Below are 21,754 nucleotides of genomic sequence, written 5' to 3'. Positions count from 1 at the left end.
CCCGGCGCCCGAGGGTCAGCGCGGCGCCATCCGAATCGCGCCGTCGAGGCGGATGGTTTGGCCGTTGAGATACGGGTTTTCCAGCATTTCCACGGCGAGGCGGGCGTAGTCGTCCGGAGCGCCGAGGCGTTTCGGGTGCGGTACGGACGCGGCGAGCCCGTCGCGGATGTCCTCGCGCAGCCTGCCGAGCATCGGCGTGTCCATGATGCCCGGGGCGATCGTGTTCACCCGGATCTGCCAACTCGCCAGGTCCCGCGCCGCCACCAGCGTGATGCCGTGCACCCCGGCTTTCGAGGCCGTGTAGGAGGTCTGCCCGATCTGCCCGTCGAACGCGGCCACGGACGCGGTGAGCACGATCGCGCCGCGGTCGCCCTCGTCGACGGGCTCGTTGCCCGAAATGACCGAAGCGGCCAGGCGCAGCACGTTGTAGGTGCCGATCAGGTTGACCCGCACGACTTCGGCGAACTTGTCCAGTTCGCCGGGCGTGCGGTCTTTCGCGATGATCCGCGTACGGTCACCGCCGCGGCCCGCGCAGTGCACGACGAACCGCAGCGGGCCCAGCTCCTGCGCGATTTCGAGCGCGGCCTTGACCTGGTCCTCGTCGGTGACGTCCGCCGGGACGAAGCGCGCGGCCTCGCCCAGTTCGGCGACGGCTTTCGCCCCCTGATCCTCGGAAATATCCGCGAGGACGACCGTGCCGCCCCGCTCGGCGATCCGGCGGGCGGTGGCGAGCCCGAGCCCGGAAGCGCCGCCGGTGACCACTGCCGAGGAACCGTCGTCGATCCGCATGCCGCTCCTTCGAGGCGGGGGATTGCACGTTGCCGCGGTGGCCCCGCGCGAATGGCCGTCGGCCTCTCGCTTCGGGGCGCCCGGTTAATTAGTATACGCAATAACAAGATCGCGGAGGAGGAACAAGGTGACGGACGAGGTCCTCGTCGAACGTCGCGGGTCGGTGCAGGTCATCACGATCAACCGGCCGTCGGCGAAGAACGCGCTCAACGCGGCGGTGGCGGCTCAAGTCGCCGCGGCCGTCGACGAGCTCGACGCATCGGACGAGCTGCGGGCGGCGGTGCTCACGGGCGCGGGCGGGACCTTCTCCGCGGGCATGGACCTGAAAGCGTTCCTGGCCGGGGAAAGCCCGTCGATCAAGGGGCGTGGCCTGTGCGGGATCACCGAAACGCCGCCCCGGAAACCGCTGATCGGCGCGGCCGAGGGCTGGGCGCTGGCGGGTGGGTTCGAGCTGCTGCTGGCCTGTGACCTGGTGGTCGCGGCGCGCACGGCGAAGTTCGGCGTGCCCGAGGTGAAGCGCTCCCTCGTCGCCCGCGCCGGCGCGGCTTTGCTGCTGCCCCGGCGGCTTCCGCAGGCCATCGCCCTGGAAATGCTGCTGACCGGCGAACCCATCAGCGCCGAGCGGGCCGCCGAAGTCGGGCTGGTCAACCGGCTCACCGACGAAGGCGGCGCGCTGGACGGCGCGGTGGCGCTGGCCGAGGTGATCGCGGCGAACGGCCCGCTCGCGGTCGCGGCCACGAAGGAGATCGCCCGCTCCAGCCCGGACTGGGTGCCGCTCGAAGAGGCCTGGGCGAAGCAGGCCGAGATCGCCGCGCCCGTGTTCACGTCCGAGGACGCCCGCGAGGGCGCGGCCGCGTTCAAGGAGAAGCGTCCCCCGGTCTGGAAAGGGCGCTGAGGGGAACAGTGGCAGGAATGACCGGGAACGCCGAGGGAGAGGACCCCCCATGAGAGACGCCGTCATCGTCGACGCCGTCCGCACGCCGATCGGTAAGCGGAACGGCACCCTGTCCGGCATCCACGCCGCCGACCTGTCCGCGCGGGTGCTGACCGCGCTGGTCGAGCGCACCGGCGTCGATCCGTCCACTGTGGACGACGTGATGTGGGGCTGCGTGACCCAGATCGGGGACCAGTCGAGCAACATCGGCCGGTTCGCCGTGCTCGCCGCGGGCTGGCCGGAGCACGTGCCGGGGGTGACGATCAACCGTGCCTGCGGGTCGAGCCAGCAGGCCGTGGACTCCGCCGCGCACGCCGTCATGGCCGGGCAGTACGACATCGTGATCGCGGGCGGCGTGGAGACGATGAGCCGTGTCCCGCTGGGCGCCGCGCGGGAATCCGGCCAGCCGTACGGGCCCGCGGTGCTCGACCGCTACGACGGGTTCCCGTTCAACCAGGGCAAGGGCGCCGAGCTGATCGCCGAACGCTGGGGCTTCAGCCGGCGGCAGCTGGACGAGTTCGCCGCCGCCTCGCACGAAAAGGCCGCGGCGGCGATCGACGGGGGCGCGTTCGACGACCACGTGGTGCCCGTCGAGGTCGACGGCGCCAAGTTCACCACCGACGAAGGCCTGCGGCGCGGCACGACGGCCGACAAGCTGGCGGGGCTCAAGCCCTCGTTCAAGGAGGACGGGGTCATCCACGCCGGCAACGCGTCCCAGATCTCCGACGGCGCGGGTGCCCTGCTCATCATGACCGGCGAGAAGGCGGGCGAACTCGGGCTCACGCCGATCGCCCGCTACCACTCGGGCGCGGTCAGCGGCGCGGACCCGATCACGATGCTGCTGGGCCCGATCCCCGCCACCGAGAAGGTGCTGCGCAGGTCCGGTCTGTCCATTGAGGACATCGGCGTGTTCGAGGTGAACGAGGCGTTCGCCCCGGTCCCGCTGGCGTGGCAGGCGGAAACGGGCGCGGACCCGGAGCGCCTCAACCCGCTGGGCGGCGCGATCGCCGTCGGCCACCCGCTCGGTGGCTCGGGCGCGATTCTGATGACGCGGCTGCTGGCCCGGATGCGGCAGGAGAACCTGCGCTACGGCCTGCAGACGATGTGCGAGGGCGGCGGCACGGCCAACGCCACGATCATCGAACGGCTCTGAAACGCCGGGGCCGGGCGGTTCGTGAGGACCGCCCGGCCCCGGCGCCGGTCAAAAGTCCGGCTGTGGCGGGCGCCGGGCGACGATGGCGCCGGCGTCGACCCGCAGCTGCAGGCCCGTGACGAACCGGGACGCGTCCGACACCAGGTACAGCACCGCTTCCGCGACGTCCTCCGGTTCCACGTACGGCACGTCCATCGCGCTCATCGACGTGAACGCGCCCAGCGCGTCCTCCCTGGTCGGGCTCGGCAGGTCCGGCCGGAACACCCGGTACATCGGGTCGCTGTTGAGCATGGGGGTGTTCGTGTTCGTCGGGTGCACCGCGTTGACGCGGATCTTCCGCGGTGCCAGCGCGAGCGCGAGGTCGTTCACGAACCCCGCCACCGAACGTTTCGCGAACGAGTACCCGAGTTTCCCGTTGTCCGGCTTGCCCCCGCCCGAGGGCGGCAGCAGCGCCGCGGCCGAGCCGGTCGCGACGATCGAGCCGCCGTCCGGCAGGTGCGGCAGCGCGGCCTCGACGGCGTGCACGACGCCGTTGAAGTCGACCGTCACCGCGTCGAGGAAGGCCTGCGCGTCCGGGTTGTCGATCGGCGCGATCCCGGCCTGCGCGATCACGGCGTCCAGCTTGCCCAGCTCCGCCACGCCGTCCGCGACGGCGGCGTGGAGCGCGTCGCGATCCCGGACGTCGGCCGTCCGCGTGACGATCCGGCGGCCCCGTTTTTCCACCTGGCGCGCGGTTTCCTCCAGATCTGCCAGGCTCGCGAGCGGGTAACCGACGCTGTCGATCCGCGCGCAGGCGTCGATGGCGATGACGTCCGCGCCCTCTTCGGCGAGCCGGACCGCGTGCGCGCGGCCCTGCCCCCTGGCGGCGCCGGTGATGACGACGACCTTGTCCTGCACCCGGCCCATCCGGTCTCTCCTTTGCTCCGGCAGCGAAGTACGTGTCCGGAAATCCCCGTCAGACCAGGACCGCCAGCTGCGGTGGCAGGTCCAGCCCCATCTGCGCGAGCGCGTTGCCGTGGTACGCCGTGCCCGGCACGTGGATCATGTGCTGCAACCCGGCATGCGCGTCCCGCCAGTACCGCTGCAGCGGGTTGTTGCGGCGGATCGCGTTGCCGCCCGAGCGCGCGAAGATCTCGTCGAGGGCGTGCACCGCGCGCCAGGCGCAGCGCACCTGGTTGCGCCGCACGTTCGACCTTTCCTCGACGCCGACCGGTTTCCCGGCGTCGATCAGGTCGTACAGCCTGCTGATGCCCTCGATCAGCTGGATCCGCGACGCCTCGATCTCCGCCGCGGCCTCACCGGTCGAGTACAGCACGTACGGGTCGTCGCGGATCTGCACGCCGGTGACCGCGACCCGGTCCCGCTGCTGCGCCACGTGCGCGGCCAGCCCGCCTTCGCAGATCCCGACCACGGCGGCGGTGATCCCGAGCGGGAACATCGCGCTGAACGGGAGCTTGTACAGGGTTTCGGTGGCGCCGTTGCGTTCGGCGGCCTGGCCTTCCATCACGTCGCCCTGGCCGACCGTGCGGTAGGAGGGGATGAACGCGCCCTGCACCACCACGTCCTTGCTGCCCGTGCCGCACAGGCCCATCACGTCCCACGAGTCCTCGACCAGCTCGTAGTCCGCGCGGGGCAGGATCACGTGCAGGACCTCCGGCGGGTTCACCGGGTTGCCCCCGCCGTCCCCGGCCAGCGCGCCGAGGAAGTCCCATTCGCAGTGGTCCGAGCCGGAGGAGAACGGCCACCGTCCATTGAGGACATAGCCGTCGCCGGAGGGTTCGGCGATCCCGCCCGGCATGTACGGCGAGGCGATCCACGTGTCCGGGTTCCCGCCCCAGATCTCGTCGCCCACCCGCGGGTCCATCTGCGCGACCTCCCACGGGTGCACGCCGGTCACGCCACACACCCAGCCCGCGGCGCCGTCGTGGCGGGCCACGGCCATCACCGCCTCGGCGAAGTCACGGGGATGCGCGACGTAGCCGCCGTGTTTCGCGGGCTGCAGCAGCCTGAGCACGCCGGCCGAGCGGAGCAGGGCGACGGTGTCCTCGCTGAGTTTGCCCAGCCTCTCGTTCTCGTCGGCGAGCGCCGCCAGCTTCGGCGCGGACTCTTCGATGCGGCGGAGCACCTCATGCGTCATGCCGCACACCTCCTGACGTCTTGCGGGTGAGGAACTCGAGCACGACGCGCTCGAACTCGGTCTTGCGTTCGATCTGCACCCAGTGCCCGCACCGGGCGAACGTGTGCAGTTCGACGTCGGGCATCGACCGGGTGGCGAAATGCGCCTGGTCGTAGGGGAGCATCCGGTCGTCCCTGCCCCACAACAGCAGGGTGGGCGTGGCCACCGTCCGCGCCTGTGTCCACAGTGGAACGTAGCGGGCCTGGTTCGCCGGGTTCGCCATCGAGCCGAAGATCGCCTTCGTGCGGTCGAGCACGCCGGGAGCGGTGGCGTTGCCCATGCGCTCCTCGATCAGGTCGTCGGTGATGAGGCTCCGGTCGGACACCATCGTCCGCAGCCAGCCGATCATCCGCGCCCGGCTCGGGTCGCCGAGGAACTCCGCCAGCCGCAGCATCCCTTCGCTCGGATCCGGCGCGAACGTGCTGGTGGACAAGCCACCCGAGCCCATCAGCGCCATCCGCCGCACGCGTTCCGGCGCGAGCCGCGCCAGTTCCGCGGCGACGGCGCCGCCCATCGAGTTGCCCACGAACACGGCGGCGGAAATGCCCAGCCCGTCCATGAACCGGGCGATCCAGCGCGCCGCGGCGAGCGGGTAGACCTCGTCCAGCTCCGGCAGCTCCGTGCCGCCGAACCCGGGGAGGTCCGGCATGATCACGCGGAACCGCTCGGCGAACACCGGCAGGATGCCGCGGAAGTTCGACCACGCGGACACGCCGGGCCCGGAGCCGTGCAGCATCAGCAGTGGCTCGCCCTCGCCCGCTTCGTGGTAGGCGAAGGTGAGCCCGTCGATTTCCCTTGTCCTGCGGGTGGATTCGGCGGAGGTCACGGCACCAGTCCCGCCGAGGGCGAGGTGGACAGGAACGAGCCGCCGGGGCCGACGTCGAGCACGTCGCCGTACCAGGTCTGCCCCCACTCCAGCTCCGGCAGCTTCCATTCGAGCGCTGCCCAGTCCGGGTCGAAGATCAGGTAGCCGCCGGAGTAGAGCTCGATCCGGTGACCGGACCCGGGATCGTGCACGTAGAGGTACATCGCCTGGCCGATCCCGTGCTTGCCGGGCCCGGCGCCGTAGGCGATGTCGAGGTCGCGGATCTCGTCGGCGGCGGTGAGCACGTCGTGGAAGTTCTCGACGTTGAACGCCACGTGGTGGAACTGGGCGGTGCTGTCCTCGGCGGCGACGCCGATCGCGAGGTCGTGCACCTGCGGGGTCACCGAAAGCCAGGACGCGAGGATGACGTCCGGCGCCTGCGGGACACGGGCGAACTCGCGGCGTTTGAACCCGAGCTCCTCGCGGAGCCAGGTTTCCGCCTCGTTCACGGTGCCGGCGCTGGTCTGCAGGTTGATGTGGTCGAGACGCCGCACGCCGAGCCCGCGCCGGCGCGAGCTGTTGCTGAGTACCTTGGAGCGCAAGGATTCCTCGGCGAGCGGCTTCTCGATGTCGTAGTAGAACTCGAAAGGGTGCTCGCTGCCCGGCACGAGGAAGCGGACCGCTTCGCCGCGCCCGCGTTCGTGGCCGGCGGGCAGTTCGAGCGCGCGCACGCCCGAGTTCTCGAACTGCTTGTGGAACAGTTCGACATCCTGCCTGCGTTTGACGCGGAAGCCGTAGGAGTTCACCTTCGCTTCCTCCTGCTGCGTCAGCACGAGGGAGTGGTGCGTCAGTTCCTGGTACGCCCGCAGGTAGGCGACTCCACCCACCTGCTCCACCAGCTCCATGCCGAGCAGGTCGCGGAAGAACCAGAGCGAGCGTTCGAGGTCGGGGGTGCCGAGGTTGATGCTGGCGGCGTGGGCGATCTGCGGCCCGGGATCATATTCGGGCTGGGTCATCTGCGCCTCTCCTTTGAGTCGGCAGGCTGCCGGGACGCGGCTAAAGAGTACACCAAATTAGCCGAGTTGCGAGCCGCTGTCCGAGCGGATCTGGCCAGGAAAGTCCGGCAGTGGGGTTCATGATGGACCGAGCGCGCCGGGATGAGTATCCCTAACCGGCATTGACACCGGTGGCGCGGGAAGCCACCATCCATCCAGGCGGCCCCTTCGCGCCGCGGCGAATTCCCGCGTTTCCCTCCCCACGAGGAGATGGTGATGAGTTCCGATCAGGACGCTTTCGACGTCATCGTGGCCGGGTCCGGGGGTGGGGGCCTCGTCGCGGCCTTTCTCGCCGCGTCACGCGGGCTGCGCACGCTCGTGCTGGAGAAGACCGCTCAGGTCGGTGGCACGACGGCGTATTCCGGCGCGGGCCTGTATTTCCCGGGCTCCGCCCCGATCCGGCGGGCGGGCGTCGAGGACGATGTGGAAGACGCGCGGAAGTATCTGCGGAACCTGATCGACGACCCGTCCCGCGAGGTCCTCCAGGACGCCTACCTCGACGCGGGCCCGCGCGTGATCGACGAGCTCGAACGCGACCCGTGGTTCTCGTCGTTCGTCTACGGCCCGGTGCCGGACTACTACCCGGGACATCCCGGCGCGACGGCCGCGGGCCGCACGATCTTCCCGCCGGAACTGCCGGTCGCGGAGCTCGGCGAGCGCGCGGCTCTGGTGCGCGGGCCGATCCCCACCGAGCGCTTCGGCGTGGACCAGGGCCCGGTGCTCGTCGGCGGCCGCGCGCTGATCGGCCGTGCGCTGTCGGCGTTCCTGGAAACCGGGCACGGTTCGCTCGAACTGAACACCGCGCTGGACGGGCTGATCGTCGAGAACGGGAAAGTGCTTGGCGTGGAAGCGATCCGTGACGGCGAACGAGTCACCTTCCGCGCGCGGCGCGGCGTGCTGCTGGCCGCGGGCGGGTTCGAGCGCAATGCCGAACTGCGTGCCAGATACCAGCCTCCGCTCACCGGCGAATGGTCCGACGGCGCGCCGGGAAACACCGGCGACGCCCTGCGCGCCGGGATCGCGGCCGGCGCGGCGACCGAGCTGCTCGACGAAGCCTGGTTCGTACCGGGCGTCGTGCAGCCGGACGGGTTGCCGTTGTTCCACACCGGGACGCGCGGCGGCATCTGGGTCAACGGCGCGGGGGAACGGTTCGTCAACGAGTCCCGCCCGTACGACCAGTCCGGGCACGAGATCGTCCGCCTGCACGCCACCAGCGGTGTCTCCCACATCCCCGCGCACTGGGTTTTCGACCAACGGCAGCTGGACCGCGACAGCTTCGGTGGCCCGCCGGATCAGCCCGTAGCCCCCGAGTGGTTCTCGTCGGGCGCGCTGAAGAAGGCGGACACGCTGGCGGAACTGGCCGCGCTGATCGACGTCCCGCTCGACGCGCTGCGCGCGAGCATCGAGCGGTTCAACTCGTTCGCCGAGAGCGGCGTCGACGAGGACTTCCACCGCGGCGAAACCCCGTGGGATTCGATGTTCCGGTACGTGGTCGGTTTCCCCGCGCGGCCGGAGCAGAACTACCCGGCCAAGCCCACGTCCGGCTGGCCCAACCCGCTCGTGATCCCCATCGACACCCCGCCCTACTACGCGGCGACCGTGCTGCCCTCGGACCTCGGCACGAAGGGCGGGCTCAAAACCGACGAGCACGCGCGCGTGCTGGACACCGGCGGCGCGCCGATCGGAGGGCTTTACGCGACCGGGAACACCGCGGCCGCGATGTCCGGCCACGTCTACCCGGGCGCGGGCACCCCGATCGGTTCGAGCATCGCCTTCGGCTATCTCGCGGTCCTCGACATCGCCGGTTCCTGAGTCCGCGGAGCAAAGGAGATCGCAGTGGACGACGCAGTGAAGTTCCGGCTCTACCGGCTTTCGGTGTGGTGCGGGGTGGTGGTGCTGGTCGCCTTCGTCGTCGCGTTCACCGTGCTGGGCAAGCTGACCCCGCCGGTCTCGCCCCAGGCGAGCGCGCAGTCGGTGGCCGACACGCTGGTCCGTAACCGCACCGGGATCCTCTGGGCGGTCGTGATCATGGGCGTGTTCGTGCCGCTGTTCTACCCGTTCGCCGTGGTGACGAGCCTGCAGATGCGCCGCATCGAAGGCGGCTGGGGGCTGCTGTCGATGGTGCAGCTGACCACGGCCGTCGTCGCGCCGACCGGCTGGCTCTACCCGCTCGCGGTGTACGCGACGGCGGCGTACCGGCCGGGCCGCGACCCGCAGCTGGTTTTGCTGTTGAGCGACCAGTTCTGGCTGACCTACGTCGGGGTCGCGGTGATCTTCGTGGTGAACGTGGCCGTGATCGGCCTGTCGGCGCTGCTGGACCGGCGCGCGAACCCGGTGTTCCCGCGCTGGTTCGCGTACCTGAACTTCGTCTGCGCGATCGCCCTGCTGCCCGGCGTGTTCGTCTACGCCTTCAGCAGCGGGCCCTTGGCGTGGAACGGGTTCTTCGCGATGATGCTGCCCGCGCTGGCTTTCCTGGTCTGGAAGGTCACCATGATCGTGGTGCTGCTGCGCGCGGTGAAGTCCGAGGAGCTGGAGGCCGCGGGACAACCGAAAGCGGTGCCCGCGATCTAGGTGCGGGAGCCCGCACCGGGAGGGAAGCGCGACCATGCCGTTGCAGTCGTGGATGAAGCTGATGTCGACCGATGACCACCTGATCGAACCGCCCCGGCTGTGGGCCGACCGGCTGCCGTCGAAGTACCGGGAGGCGGGCCCGCGGATCGTCGAGCAGGCCCGCGGCGAGGGCGACGCGCCGGCGGAGGTGTGGCGCTACGAAGGCCGGATCTACCCGTACATCGGGCTGAACGCGGTGGCGGGCAAGCGACCCGAGGAGTTCGGCATGGAGCCGACCCGCTACGACGAGATGATCCCGGGCTGCTACGACCCGAAGGCCCGGCTGCGCGACATGGACCTCGACGGGGTGTGGGGCGCGCTGAGCTTCCCGTCGTTCCCGCGTTTCGCCGGCACGGTGTTCCTCGACGGCGAGGACAAGGAACTCGCGCGGCTGTGTGTGCTGGCGTGGAACGACTTCGTGCTCGACGAATGGTCCGCGACCGCGCGGGACAGGCTGATCCCGCTGGTGATCCTGCCGCTGTGGGACGTCGGCGCGTGCGTGGCGGAGGTTCAGCGTACTGCCGCGAAGGGCGCGAAAGCCGTGTCGTTCCCGGAAAACCCGGTGCCGCTGGGGCTGCCGTCGTTCCACACCGGACACTGGGACCCGGTGTTCTCCGCGCTGGAGGAGACGGGGATGCCGATGTGCCTGCACTTCGGCACCTCGGGCAGCGCGCCGAAGACGGCCCCGGAGGCGCCGTTCGCGGTCACCATCGCGCTCTTCGGCTGCAACTCCATGTACTCCACGGCGGATCTGCTGTTCTCGCCGGTCTTCCACCGGCACCCGAAGCTCAAGGTCGGCCTGTCCGAGGGCGGCATCGGCTGGATCCCTTACCTGCTGGAGCGGATCGACTTCACGTGGGAGCGGCACCGGTTCTACCAGAACGTGAACCAGGACGTGCGCCCGTCCGAGCTGTTCTCCCGGCACATCCACGGCTGTTTCATCGACGACCGGTTCGGGGTCGAGGCGCGCCACCACATCGGCGTCGACCGCATCACGTGGGAGTGCGACTATCCGCATTCGGACTCGTACTGGCCGAAGAGCCGGGCGTACGCCGCGGAGGTGCTGGCCGACGTGCCGGATGAAGAGGTGCACAAGATCGTGGAGCTGAACACCCGCCGCCTGTACAACGTCCCGGCATGAGCAGGCGGCCGGAATCCGAGCGGTCCGACTGGACGGACCTCGACCTCCTGACGCGCGACGAGGCCGCGGGCAGGCTGCGCGAGGAGATCGCCGAAATCGAGCCCCGCGTCGCCGCGCTCGGTGCGGGCGCGGAGCGCGACCTGCTGGAGTCGCGCCTGCGTGCCCTCCGCGAGGCGGCCGACGACCTGGGCGGAAGGGAGTCCCGATGAAGGTCCGTGTGGACACGGCCAAATGCTCCGGGCACGCGCGTTGCGCCGCGGCGGCCCCGGACCTGTTCGAACTGGACGAAGACGGCTACGCCCTGCCCCTCGACGGAGAAGTCCCGGCAGGGCAGGAAGAAGACGCCCGCGAAGGCGCGATGTCCTGCCCCGAGCAGGCCATCACCATCGAGTAGGAAGGCAGCCGGAGTGCACCGACCGATGCAGGGCGTGCGGATCCTCGAGGTCGCCCAGTTCACCTTCGTGCCCGCGGCGGGCGCGGTGCTCGCGGACTGGGGCGCCGACGTGATCAAGATCGAACACGCCGAGCGGGGCGACGCGCAGCGCGGCCTCACTCGCGTGCTGGGCCTGCCGACGGCGAGCCCGGACTCGTCGTTCTTCCCGATCATGGAAGGCCCCAACCGCGGCAAACGCAGCGTCGGCCTGGCGCTGGAAAAGCCGTCCGCGCGCGAGGTGTTCGAGAAGCTCGTCGCCTCCAGCGACGTGTTCCTCACCAACTTCCTGCCCGAAGCGCGCGCCAAGCTGAAGATCGACCTCGAGGACATCAGGGCACTCAACCCGGACATCATCTACGTGCGGGGGAGCGGTTTCGGCGCGCGCGGCCCGGAGGACAACAAGGGCGGCTACGACAGCACGGCGTTCTGGGCGCGCGGCGGCAGCGCGGCCGGGGTGACCCCGCCCGGCTCCGAGCGGATGATGCGGATGCCGTCCGGCGCCTACGGCGACTCGATGGGCGGCATGACGATCGCGGGCGGCATAGCGGCGGCGTTGTACGCGCGCCAGACGACCGGGGAGCCTTCGGTGGTCGACGTTTCGCTGCTGGGCGTCGGCGCGTGGGCCACCCAGTACACGGTGAACCAGGCCCTGATGCTCGGCGGCCCCTTGCCCCCGCGCGAGACGCCCCAGCACGGGTCGGCGACCAACCCGCTGGTCGGCGCGTACAAGACGGCCGACGATCGCTGGCTGGAGTTCGCGATGCTGCAGCCCGGCCGGTACTGGCCCGAGTTCTGCCGCCTGGCCGGCCGGGAAGACCTCGCGACCGACGAACGCTTCGCCGACGTCGAGAAGATCATGGCGAACGCGGGTGCCGCGGCGGAACTCGTCGCCGGGATCATCGGCGAGCGGACCTACGCGGAGTGGCAGGAAATCCTGTCCCAGGGCGAAGGACAGTGGTCGGCGGTGCAGAACGCCTGGGAGGTCGGGCAGGACCCCTCGCTCCGGGCGAACGGCATGATCGCGCGGGTGGTGGACGCCGATGGCGAGGAGCGGGAGCTCGTCACGAACCCCGTCCAGTTCGGCGAAACCCCGGCGACCCTCACCCGCGCCCCGCAGTTCGCCGAGCACACCGACGAAATCCTGCGTGAGTGCGGCCTGTCCGACGAAGAGCTGCTGCGGCTGAAGATCGACGGCGCGGTGACCTGAACCCCGTGCTGGACGAGGCGGCGCCGGGCAAGACGGCGACCCAGATCGCCCGCCGGATCGAGGAAGAGATCCTCGCGCGCGGCTGGCCGGTCGGGGAGTTGCTGTGGTCGGAACCGGAGCTGCGCGCCCGCTCCGGGGTGAGCCGGACGGTGCTGCGGGAGGCCGTCCGGCTGGTGGAGCACCACCAGGTCGCGCGGATGCGTCGCGGCCCGCAGGGCGGTCTGCTGGTGACGGCGCCGGACACGGGTCCGTCGATCTGGGCGATGGCGGCGTACCTGGAGTTCACCGGTGTGCGGGTCGCCGACATCCTGCGCGTGCGCTCGCTGCTCGAACCGATGGCGGCCGCGCTGGCCGCGGAGCGGATCACCGAGGACGGGATTCTCGCTCTGCGCAAGGCTTTCGACCGTGAGCGCCCGGGCTACGCCGGGCCGATGCCGGAGGAACGGCTGCACGCCAGGCTCAGCGAGCTGTCCGGGAACCCGGTGCTGGAGCTGTTCGTCGATGCCCTCGACAGCCTCACCCGCCGTTACGTGCACCTGGCCGGGCGTACTGAAAACCTTGAAATCGGCCGTACTTCCCGGGAAGCGCACCTGCGGCACGGGCGGATTTTGGACTCGGTGATCGCGGGCCGGGCCGCGGAGGCCGAGATCGGGGTGCGCGACCACCTGGACGGGATCACCGCCTGGCTGGGTCGTCGCGGCGCGCTCGGCAGGCCCGCGCTCGGGCTTTCGTCCACGGCCGAACACCTCGGTTCGGCCTCGCTCGCGGTGTCGGTCGCCGCCCGGATGTACGACGACATCACCGGGGCGGGCTGGCCGGTCGGGACGTCGCTCGGCTCCGAAGCGGAGCTCACCGACCGGTACCAGGTCAGCCGCGCCGTGCTCCGCGCCGCCGTGCGGCTGCTGGAACAGCACGCCATCGCCAGCCCGCGCCGTGGCCGCATCGGCGGGCTCGTGGTCACCGCCCCGTCTCGTCAGGCCAGTGTGGACAGTGCCGCGCTTTACCTGGCGTACAAGGGAATGACCACCGAGCACGCTCGCGTCGTGCGCGAGGCGCTGGAGCTGGGCGCGGTGCGGGACGTTGTGGCGGGCGGAGATATGCCGGGCGAACCCTTTCACACCGGGCTCGCCGAGGCGTCGGGGAATTCGGTGCTGTGCCTGTTTCTCGGCATCGTCGGCGACGTCATGGGTGAGGCGGACCCGGAGGAACACACCGCCGCACACCATGAAGTCACCGAAGCACTCCGCGCGAACGACACCGGCCTGGCGCTGCACCGGCTGCGCAGGCACCTGAACTCGGCGCCGCGTTGCTGGAGCTAGCGCCGCAAAGAAAGTACACTCTTTTCGGAGAACCGCCGGACGGGTGTCACGGCTGGCCCATCAGGCGCCGAAATCGGTGTACATAATTGCCTCCCGACGACGAGAGGATCCGCGATGAGCACGACGCTCGAGCCCGAGGGCACCTACGACGGCGTCCCCTCCTTCTCCTACGACAACACCGCCGGCGGCCCCGTGCTGAGCCACCACCGCCGGTGGGACGAGATCTCCGCCGCGCACAGCGGGTTCCGCAGCAGCACCGCGCGCGGGTTCTGGGTCGTCACCGACGGCCCGGCGATCCAGGAGGCGCTGCAGGACTGGGAAACCTTCTCCAGCAAATCGGTCACGGCGCTCGACCCGGACCCGAAGTTCCTGTGGATCCCCGAAATGCTCGACCCGCCGCTGCACAGCAAGTGGCGAAGGCTGCTGGGCAGGGAGTTCTCGCCCAACGCGGTCGCTCGCCGTGAGCCGGAGATCCGGCAGGTCGCGGTGGAGACGATCGAGCGGTTCGCCGGCCACGGCGGGGCCGACGTGCTGGACGAGTTCGCCCGCCGCTTCCCGACGAAGATCTTCCTGCGCCTGATGGGCCTGCCGCCCGAGGACCTGGACGTGTTCCTCGGCTGGGTGCACGAAATCCTGCACCTGTCCTACGAGCAGGACCCGGACCGCGGCAGGCAGCTGGCCGGGATCAACGCCGTGTCGGCCTACTTCGGGGAGCAGATCGCGCGGCGCCGCGAGGCCCCGACCGACGACCTGCTGTCCCGCGCGATGACGTGGCAGATCGACGGCGAGCCGATCAGCGACCGCGACCTGCACGCGTTCTGCGTGCTGATGTTCCAGGCGGGCCTGGACACGGTGCCGATCTCGGTCGGGTGGTCGCTCTACCACTTCGCCACCCATCCCGGACAGCGCGCGGCCATCGTCGCCGACCCGTCACTGATCCCGGTGAGTGTGGAGGAGATCCTGCGCGTGTACTCGTTCGTCATCCCGGCGCGGAAGGCGACGAAGGACATCGAGATCGGCGGCTGCCCGGTGAAATCCGGGGAGATGGTGATGCTCCCGCTCGCCGTGAGCAACCGGGATCCCGGCCGCTACGAGAATCCGTCCGAAGTGGACCTGACACGGCGGACGAGCAACCACATCGCCTTCGGCTCGGGACCGCACCGCTGCCTCGGCTCACACCTCGCGCGGCTGGAGCTGAACGTGGCGGTCGAGGAGTGGCACCGGCGCATCCCGGACTACCGGATCGCCGCGGGCCAGGAACTGGAGGAGACCGGCAATATGTACGGCATCAAATCCCTGCGGCTCGAATGGTGACGGGAGAACAGGATCAGCTGCGGGACTCCGTACGGCGCTTCCTGGCGGACAAGTCCCCGAGCGCGGCGGTGCGGCAGTGGATGCGGTCCGAGGCGGGCTTCGACCCCGCCGTGTGGCGGCAGCTGACATCGCAGCTCGGGCTCGGGGCGCTCGCGGAGGGTGGCCTGGCCGAACTCGCCATCGTGCTGGAGGAAACGGGGCGCGCGCTGCTGCCGTCGCCGTTCTTCGCGACGGTCGCGCTGGCCGGGCAGGCGCTCGCCGCCTGCGGTGACGAGCGCCTGCTTTCCTCCATTGTGGAGGGTTCGCGGACCGCGACCCTGGCCGTATCGGACACCGGGCGGCTCGAAGATGTCACGATCACCGCGACGAAATCCGGCAAGGGCTGGACGGTGAGCGGTACCGCGATGTTCGTCGTCGACGGCCCGGCGGCCGAACTGGTGCTGGTGGCGGCGCGCACGTCGTCAGGACTGGGTTTGTTCGCCGTGGAAGACGGTTTCCGCCGGTGCCCGCTCGACGCCCTCGATCCGACGCGGCGGCTGGGCAAGCTCGAATTCGCCGGCACCCCAGCGGCGCTCGTCGGCTCGGAAGAAGCGTTGCGCGAGGCCGTGGACCTGGCGGTGATCGCCCTGGCCGCGGAACAGGTGGGCGGCGCGCAGGCGTGTCTGGACATGGCGGTGGAGTACGCGAAGACGCGGGTCCAGTTCGGGAGACCCATCGGCTCTTTTCAAGCCATCAAACACAAATGCGCAGACCTGCTGGTCGAAGTGGACGCCGCGCGTTCGGCGGCGGGTTTCGCCGCGTCGTGCCCGAAGGACGAGCGGCCCGCGGCGGCCGCGGCTGCCGGGGCGTACTGCTCGCGCGTGTACACCCGGGCGGCCAAGGAGAACATCCAGATCCACGGCGGGATCGGCTACACCTGGGAGCACGACGCGCACCTGCATCTGAAGCGGGCGAAGTCGGCCGAGCTGTTGTTCGGCACGCCCGTCGCGCACCGGGCCCGGCTCGCCGGGCTGGCCGGGATCTGAGGGGACCGGATGACCGAAAGCGACGAGGAGTTCCGCGCCCGGCTGCGGAAGTTCCTGACGGAGTCCCACCCCGGCCGGCGCCCGAAGGATCCGGCCGACCGGCTCGCGTGGCAAAAGGCCTGGCTCGCCGAACTTTTCGACGCGGGGTTCGCCGGGCCGAGCTGGCCGCGCGAATACGGCGGGATGGAGCTGAGCTTCGCCCGCCAGGTGATCTACCAGGAGGAGTACGCGAGGGCGAAGGTGCCCGGTCCGCTCGGCACCGGCCCCGGGATCGCGGCTCCGACGATCATCAAATACGGGACGGCGGACCAGAAAGAGCGCTTTCTGCGCCCGATGCTGCGCGGCGACACAGTGTGGGCGCAGGGCTATTCCGAACCGGAGGCGGGCTCGGACCTGCCCGCGCTGCGCACGACGGCGCGGCGTGAGGGGGACGAGTACGTCGTCAGCGGGCAGAAGGTGTGGAACAGCGCGGCCGATATCGCCGACATCCTGTTCACGCTCGTCCGCACGGGCACGCGGGAATCCCGGCAGAAGGGGATCAGCTACCTGCTCATCGACGCGCACGCGTCAGGGGTGACGGTGCGGCCGCTGCGCGACCTGACCGGGGACGCGCATTTCTGCGAGATCTTCTTCGAGGACGTGCGCGTGCCGGTCGTGAACCGGATCGGCGAGGAGAACGAGGGCTGGCCGCTCGTGCGCACCAGCCTCGGCCACGAACGGGCCGCGGGCGCGATGAACCAGGCGACCCGCTACCGGCGCGTGCTCGACGAGCTGATCGAACTGGCCCGCGAAACCGGCGCGGCGGCCGACCCGCTGGTGCGGGATCGCTTGGCGGACTTCGAAATCCGCGTGCGCGTGCTGCGCCAGACCGGGATGCGCACGATCTCCGACATCCTCTCCCACGGCGAACCCGGGCCCGCGTCGTCGACGTCGCGGCTGTTCCTCGTCACGTTCGAACAGGACCTGCACGAGTTCGCCGTCGACCTGCTGGGGCCGTATGGCGCGCTCGGCCGGGACGATCCGCATGCCGTGCAGGGGGGCCGGTGGGTGTGGGGATTCCTGCGCACCCGCGCGTCGACGATCGGCGCCGGTACCGCGGAGATCCAGCGCAACACCATCGCCGAGCAGATCCTGGGACTACCTCGTGAGGAGCCGCGTTGACCGCTTATGGCGTGCTGACCGACGAAGTGCTCGAACGGTCCCGGCGGCGGCTCGGAGTGCCTGTCCCGCAGAAGAATCCGCCGCACAACTACGAAGTGACCTGGGACGGGGTGCGGCATTTCGCCTACGGCTACGGCGACGACAACCCGCTCTACTGCGACCCGGACTACGCCGCCGGCACCCGCTGGGGCTCGCTCGTCGCGCCGCCCACTTTCCTGTACACGATGGGGGAGGACGCCGCGCCGGCACCGGACGCGGAGACCAAGGCCCTGCTGAAGGGCGACCCCTTCGCCGGGCTCGGTTCGTACCAGGCCGTGATGGAGTTCGAATGGTGGCGGCCGCTGGTGCTGGGGGACCGGTGCCGGGTGCTGCAGACGCAGGTGGGCGTGCAGGCCAAGGAAAGCAGCTTCGGCGGCCGCACCGCCCACGTCACCAACGACTATCTGTACACGAACGGCCGCGGCGAACTGCACGCCGTGCGGCGGGGCACGTGGATCAACGTCGAACGGCACACGTCGAAGAAGCGGGCCAAGGAGAAATGGGAGCAGCCGCCTTACACGGAGGGGCAGCTGCGGCAGATCGACTCGGCGTACGCGGCGGAGGCCCGGCGTGGCGGGGAACCGCGGTACTGGGAGGACGTGCGGGTCGGAGATGTGCTGCAGCCCAAGGTGAAGGGGCCGCTGACCACCACCGATGTCGTGGTGTGGCATCTGGGCTGGGGGATGCAGCTGACGCCGCCGGGGGCGTTCAAGATCGCGGCGAACGTCCGGCGGAAGGCGCCCGGGCTGTACCCGCCGAACGGGCTGAACATCCCGGACACCGTGCAGCGGCTGCACTGGGAGCCCGCGCGGGCGCGGGAGCTGGGGCTGCCGGGTTCGTACGATTACGGCGGGATGCGGGAGACGTGGCTGTGCCACCTGCTCACCGACTGGGCCGGCGATGACGGCTGGCTGTGGCGGCTGCGGTGCGAGCACCGGAAGTTCAACTACCTCGGTGACACGACGTGGGTGCACGGGGAGGTGGTGGACAAACGTCAGGCGGACGGCCGCGCCGAAGTGCGGGTGGCGGTGCGCTGCGAGAACCAGCGGGGCGAGGTGACCACCCCGGGCGAGGCCGTGGTGCTGCTGCCGACCCGGGAGTCGCCGGTCGAACTCCCGGCCCCGCCCGCCGACGACCTCGACGGCGCCGTGGCACACGAGCTGGCGCGGTTTCGGGTGGGTTGATCGGGCCGCGGTGGCGGTTGGGGCGGGCGTGTTTGCCGCTGGGGCTGGGAGTGTCGGCCGCTGCCGGTGGCGTGTTGGCTGCCCGTGCGGGGGTGTTGGCGGCTGAGGTGGGAGTGTTGGCTGCGGCCGCTGCCCGCGCGGGCGCGCGTGATGGTCGCCCGGGTGCGTGTGTCGGCCGCTGCCGGTGGCGTGTTGGCTGCCCGTGCGGGGGTGTTGGCGGCTGCGGTGGGAGTGTTGGCTGCCCGCGGCGCGTGGCCGCTACCCGCGCGGGGCGCGCGTGGTGACCGCTGCGGCGGCCGTCGCCGTTACCCGCGCGGGGGTGCGCGTGTCGGCTGTTGCCGCGGGTGTGTTGGCTGCCCGGGCGCGCGTGGTGGCCGCTGCCCGCGCGGGCGCGCCGACGCGCCGCGCCGCCCCGCCCCACCCCGCGCTCCTGACGGTGGCCGCCTCTCCCAGCGAACTCAGCGCCCCCGGAAACTCAATGCCACCAAGGGATCAGCGCGTCGAGGTGGCGTCGCATGCGGTGGCGGGCCACGCCGGCGTCGCCGTCGATGATCGCGTCCAGGATGCGCTGGTGCACGTGCTGCACCTCGTCCGCGGCCTTGTCACCGGGCAGGGCCTGGTTCTGCCCCGCCGCGTGCCGGCGGAACAGCTCCGTGATGATGCCGAGGAACAGCGACAGCACCGGGTTCCCCGCCAGCTCCGCCAGCTCCGAGTGGAACAGGTCCGCCTTGCGCGGCTGGTCCGCCGGGCCCTCCGTCGCCCACCGCACCGCCGACTCCAGCCGCTCCGCCACCTGCGCGTCACCCTCCGCGTGGCGGGCGGTGACCTGCGCGACGGTGCCCAGTTCGATCGCGTCCCGCACGATGCGCAGGTCGTCCCCGGTCACGCCCTGGTACTCCAGGTACAGCGCCATCGTGTCGATACTGGCCTGCGGCTCCGGCTCGGCGACGATCAGCCCGCCACCGGGACCACGCCGCATCCGCGCGACCGAGTGGTATTCCAGCAGCCGCACGGCTTCCCGCAGCACGGCGCGGCTGATCCCGTAGCGCGCCAGCAGATCCGCCTCCGAGCCGAGCGCCGACCCGACCTGCCAGCCGTGGGTGGCGATGTCGTCGTGGATGCGGGCGGCGACCACCTCCGCCAGTTTCGCGTGCGCGCCGCCGGCGGTCTCGGGCTCGATCACGGTGCCCGCCAGCCGGGTGCGGCGCACGCGGTGCTTTTCGATCCACGCCGCCGAAGCCTCCAGGTGCTCGGCCAGTTTCGTCTGCGCCCGCGCCCCGTCCCCGGCGATCACGGCGTCGACGATCGCCTGGTGCGCCCCGTAGGAAACCTCCTTCGCGGCCAGCATTTCCGACCGCGAGATCCGCCGCGACGTGTTCGCGTAGCGGGCGGTGAGCCGGTTGAGCACGTCGACGAACAGGTGCAGCACCGGGTTCCCGCACAGCCCGGCGAGCAGCGTGTGCAGCGAATCCCGCGCCCAGACGCCCTTCTCGTTGCGGCGGGCCAGTTCGTCCTCGAGGCTGGCGCGCAGCGTGGTGATGCCGTTCTCCGTCAGCCGTTCCGCGGCCAGGCCGACCGCGATCGGCTCCAGCAGCAGCCGCGCGTCCAGCAGCTCGGTGACGCTGGTGCCCACGTATTCGAGGTAGATGACCATCGACCGGGTGGCCGGGCCCGCGTCCGGCGCGCACACCAGCAGGCCGCCGCCGGGGCCGCGCCGCATCCGCGCCACCTGGTGGTGCTCGACCAGCCGGACCGCCTCGCGCAGCACCGCGCGGCTGACCCCGAACCGCTCGCGCAGGTCCTGCTCCGACCCCAGCGACTCACCGACCGGCCAGCCGCGGCGCATCACGTCCGCCTCGATGCGGTGCGCGATCTGGGCGGCGAGTTTGCCGACGGGCGAATCCGGGCTCCGCTCGCCGTCGGCCGGCTCGAGATCGACGGCGGTCGCCATCCGGGTAGCTCCTCAAACTGGGCGTTTTGCGTATCCTCAGTCTACCGGCCGGGCCCCCGGTTCCGCCCGCTACGTGCTACTGGCGGGTCGGTACCGCTGAATAGGGTTACCTCTTCACTGTCATCTGGGGCGAACCGCCGGCCCGCGTCGAGCCGGAGGCACTGCCCGTCGCGCATCGGGTCGTCCACGATCGCGAGGACGAGTTTGGCGTACTCCACGGGCAGCCCCATCCGTTTCGGGGAGGGGGCGTCCTTTGCCTCGGCGAGCGCCTGTTCGGTGCCCTCGAAGTCGGTCACGTCGACGGGGTGGAAGCTGCCGCGTCAGCGCGGCGCGCGGTCTCGCCGGATCAGGGAGCACAGCCTGTCCTGGTGGATCGCGGCGTTCCCGAGGAGCACGCCGTCCACTTCGGCCCGGCGGAGGTAGAGGTGCAGGTCGTGCTCCCAGGTGAAGCCGATCCCGCCGTGCAGCTGCAGTGCTTCGCCGGCCACTTTCCCGGCCGCGTCGCTGGAGTAGGACGCGGCGACGCACGCGGCCTTCGCCGCGTCCGGCTCGCCCGCGTCGGCTGTCATGGCCGCATAGTAGGTGGCCGCGCGGACGCCGTGCACGAACGCGGCCATGGTGGCGCATTTCTGTTTGACCGCTTGGAAAGAGCCCAGCGGCCTGCCGAACTGCACCCGTTCCTTCATGTAGGCCACCGTCATCGCGAGCAGCCTGTCGAGCACGCCGAGCGTTTCGGCCGCCAGCAACACCGACGCGTCGTCCAGCAGCCGCTGGTGGTCCACGTCCACACGGCGTCCCGCGGGCACCCGCACGGCGTCGAGCCGCACTTCGTAAAACGCGCGGGTCAGGTCCAGCACCTGCTGCCGCCGGACCGTCACGCCGGGGGCGTCACGGTCGACGAGGAATGACGCCGGAAGTCCTTCGTGCAGCGCTGTCACCAGCAGCCAGCGTGCTTGGCCCGCGTCCTGCACCGCGCTCTTGATTCCGTCCAGCACAACGGAATCGCCGTCCGTGCGGGCCATGGCGCGCACGCCGTCCAGTGTCCACGGCGCGTGCGGTTCGGTGAAAGCCCAGGTGGCCCAGGCGGACCCGTCGGCCAGCACGGGAACGACCTTGGCCCGCAGCTCCTCCGGCCCGGACCGCGCCAGCGCGCCGCCGACGAGTGTCGTCGGCAGGAACGGCCCGCGGGCGGCCGCGCGGCCGATTTCCTCGGCCACCAATGCGAGTTCGACCAGGCCCCCTCCGGCACCGCCGTACTCCTCGGGCAGCGCCAGCCCGGGCCAGCCGAGTCCGGCCGCCAGCCGCCAGAACTCGGGGTCCACGTCCGTTCCGCCGTCCAGCTGCCGCCGGACGGCGTCGATCGGCGCGTGGTCGGCGAGCAGCCCGGCCGACGCCTCGCGCAGCATCGCCTGCTCGTCGCTCAACTCGAAGTCCACATCCACCGTCCCGGGGCATAGC

At 70.9% G+C, this 21,754-nt stretch carries 21 protein-coding genes; 13 read left to right on the top strand and 8 right to left on the bottom strand.

Annotated features, from left to right (window positions below):
- Positions 1-15: 15 nt before the first annotated feature.
- Positions 16-789, bottom strand: coding sequence for an SDR family NAD(P)-dependent oxidoreductase (locus FPZ12_RS09295; RefSeq protein WP_144761206.1), 774 nt, complete (start codon positions 787-789; stop codon positions 16-18).
- Between the two features lie 127 nt (positions 790-916).
- On the opposite strand from FPZ12_RS09295, the gene FPZ12_RS09290 reads away from it, so the two are divergent.
- Positions 917-1,684 (top strand): crotonase/enoyl-CoA hydratase family protein, encoded by a 768-nt coding sequence (locus FPZ12_RS09290; RefSeq protein WP_144761203.1) that lies wholly within the window; start codon positions 917-919, stop codon positions 1,682-1,684.
- Between the two features lie 49 nt (positions 1,685-1,733).
- The gene (locus FPZ12_RS09285; protein ID WP_144761200.1) at positions 1,734-2,876 is read left to right on the top strand and encodes a thiolase family protein; all 1,143 of its coding nucleotides are present in this window, start codon (positions 1,734-1,736) and stop codon (positions 2,874-2,876) included.
- A gap of 48 nt (positions 2,877-2,924) precedes the next feature.
- Here the strand turns inward: FPZ12_RS09285 and FPZ12_RS09280 are convergent, their stop codons facing one another.
- From FPZ12_RS09280 to FPZ12_RS09265, 4 genes are read right to left on the bottom strand one after another with little or no spacing between them, the layout of a single operon-like run.
- On the bottom strand, positions 2,925-3,782 hold the full coding sequence (locus FPZ12_RS09280) for a mycofactocin-coupled SDR family oxidoreductase (RefSeq protein WP_150980236.1): 858 nt from the start codon (positions 3,780-3,782) through the stop codon (positions 2,925-2,927).
- 49 nt (positions 3,783-3,831) lie between these two features.
- Positions 3,832-5,013 carry an acyl-CoA dehydrogenase family protein gene (locus tag FPZ12_RS09275; protein WP_144756934.1) on the bottom strand — a complete coding sequence of 394 codons (1,182 nt, stop codon included), beginning with the start codon at positions 5,011-5,013 and terminating at the stop codon, positions 3,832-3,834.
- Positions 5,003-5,878 carry an alpha/beta fold hydrolase gene (locus tag FPZ12_RS09270; protein ID WP_243769760.1) on the bottom strand — a complete coding sequence of 292 codons (876 nt, stop codon included), beginning with the start codon at positions 5,876-5,878 and terminating at the stop codon, positions 5,003-5,005. Before FPZ12_RS09270 ends, FPZ12_RS09275 begins: the two co-directional genes overlap by 11 nt.
- Positions 5,875-6,873 carry a VOC family protein gene (locus FPZ12_RS09265; protein ID WP_144756930.1) on the bottom strand — a complete coding sequence of 333 codons (999 nt, stop codon included), beginning with the start codon at positions 6,871-6,873 and terminating at the stop codon, positions 5,875-5,877. The genes FPZ12_RS09270 and FPZ12_RS09265 overlap by 4 nt, the downstream gene beginning before the upstream one ends.
- Before the next feature lie 255 nt (positions 6,874-7,128).
- Here FPZ12_RS09265 and FPZ12_RS09260 point away from each other — a divergent pair, with 255 nt between their 5' ends.
- From FPZ12_RS09260 to FPZ12_RS09210, 11 genes are all read left to right on the top strand, one after another.
- Positions 7,129-8,724, top strand: coding sequence for an FAD-binding protein (locus FPZ12_RS09260; RefSeq protein WP_144756928.1), 1,596 nt, complete (start codon positions 7,129-7,131; stop codon positions 8,722-8,724).
- A 24-nt stretch (positions 8,725-8,748) separates the two neighbouring features.
- Positions 8,749-9,483: a hypothetical protein gene (locus FPZ12_RS09255; protein WP_243769759.1), complete on the top strand. Its 735-nt coding sequence runs from the start codon at positions 8,749-8,751 to the stop codon at positions 9,481-9,483.
- A 34-nt stretch (positions 9,484-9,517) separates the two neighbouring features.
- Positions 9,518-10,663: an amidohydrolase family protein gene (locus tag FPZ12_RS09250; RefSeq protein WP_144756926.1), complete on the top strand. Its 1,146-nt coding sequence runs from the start codon at positions 9,518-9,520 to the stop codon at positions 10,661-10,663.
- Positions 10,660-10,872 carry a hypothetical protein gene (locus tag FPZ12_RS09245; RefSeq protein ID WP_144756924.1) on the top strand — a complete coding sequence of 71 codons (213 nt, stop codon included), beginning with the start codon at positions 10,660-10,662 and terminating at the stop codon, positions 10,870-10,872. The genes FPZ12_RS09250 and FPZ12_RS09245 overlap by 4 nt, the downstream gene beginning before the upstream one ends.
- Complete coding sequence (locus tag FPZ12_RS09240; RefSeq protein ID WP_144756922.1) at positions 10,869-11,057, top strand: ferredoxin; 189 nt, start codon at positions 10,869-10,871, stop codon at positions 11,055-11,057. Before FPZ12_RS09245 ends, FPZ12_RS09240 begins: the two co-directional genes overlap by 4 nt.
- A gap of 13 nt (positions 11,058-11,070) precedes the next feature.
- Positions 11,071-12,303, top strand: coding sequence for a CaiB/BaiF CoA transferase family protein (locus FPZ12_RS09235; protein WP_166462651.1), 1,233 nt, complete (start codon positions 11,071-11,073; stop codon positions 12,301-12,303).
- A 5-nt stretch (positions 12,304-12,308) separates the two neighbouring features.
- The gene (locus FPZ12_RS09230; protein ID WP_144756920.1) at positions 12,309-13,622 is read left to right on the top strand and encodes a FadR/GntR family transcriptional regulator; all 1,314 of its coding nucleotides are present in this window, start codon (positions 12,309-12,311) and stop codon (positions 13,620-13,622) included.
- Positions 13,623-13,736: 114 nt separating this feature from the next.
- The gene (locus FPZ12_RS09225; protein WP_144756918.1) at positions 13,737-14,936 is read left to right on the top strand and encodes a cytochrome P450; all 1,200 of its coding nucleotides are present in this window, start codon (positions 13,737-13,739) and stop codon (positions 14,934-14,936) included.
- Positions 14,933-15,961 (top strand): acyl-CoA dehydrogenase family protein, encoded by a 1,029-nt coding sequence (locus tag FPZ12_RS09220; RefSeq protein WP_424923582.1) that lies wholly within the window; start codon positions 14,933-14,935, stop codon positions 15,959-15,961. The genes FPZ12_RS09225 and FPZ12_RS09220 overlap by 4 nt, the downstream gene beginning before the upstream one ends.
- Positions 15,962-15,970: 9 nt before the next feature.
- Entirely contained in the window at positions 15,971-17,122 is a 1,152-nt protein-coding gene (locus FPZ12_RS09215; RefSeq protein WP_144756914.1) for an acyl-CoA dehydrogenase family protein, read from the top strand.
- Entirely contained in the window at positions 17,119-18,345 is a 1,227-nt protein-coding gene (locus tag FPZ12_RS09210) for an FAS1-like dehydratase domain-containing protein (protein ID WP_144756912.1), read from the top strand. Before FPZ12_RS09215 ends, FPZ12_RS09210 begins: the two co-directional genes overlap by 4 nt.
- A 475-nt stretch (positions 18,346-18,820) precedes the next feature.
- Here the strand turns inward: FPZ12_RS09210 and FPZ12_RS09205 are convergent, their stop codons facing one another.
- From FPZ12_RS09205 to FPZ12_RS09195, 3 genes are read right to left on the bottom strand one after another with little or no spacing between them, the layout of a single operon-like run.
- Entirely contained in the window at positions 18,821-20,296 is a 1,476-nt protein-coding gene (locus tag FPZ12_RS09205) for a FadR/GntR family transcriptional regulator (RefSeq protein ID WP_144756910.1), read from the bottom strand.
- A gap of 41 nt (positions 20,297-20,337) precedes the next feature.
- Entirely contained in the window at positions 20,338-20,592 is a 255-nt protein-coding gene (locus FPZ12_RS46320) for a hypothetical protein (RefSeq protein WP_243769758.1), read from the bottom strand.
- 24 nt (positions 20,593-20,616) lie between these two features.
- Positions 20,617-21,738 carry an acyl-CoA dehydrogenase family protein gene (locus FPZ12_RS09195; RefSeq protein WP_243769757.1) on the bottom strand — a complete coding sequence of 374 codons (1,122 nt, stop codon included), beginning with the start codon at positions 21,736-21,738 and terminating at the stop codon, positions 20,617-20,619.
- Between the last annotated feature and the right edge of the window lie 16 nt (positions 21,739-21,754).

The sequence above is a fragment of the Amycolatopsis acidicola genome (assembly GCF_007713735.2).
Taxonomy (GTDB): Bacteria; Actinomycetota; Actinomycetes; order Mycobacteriales; family Pseudonocardiaceae; genus Amycolatopsis_E; species Amycolatopsis_E acidicola.
The sequence above is the reverse complement of the archived record's forward strand: the minus strand, read 5'-3'. Positions and strand labels throughout refer to the sequence as shown.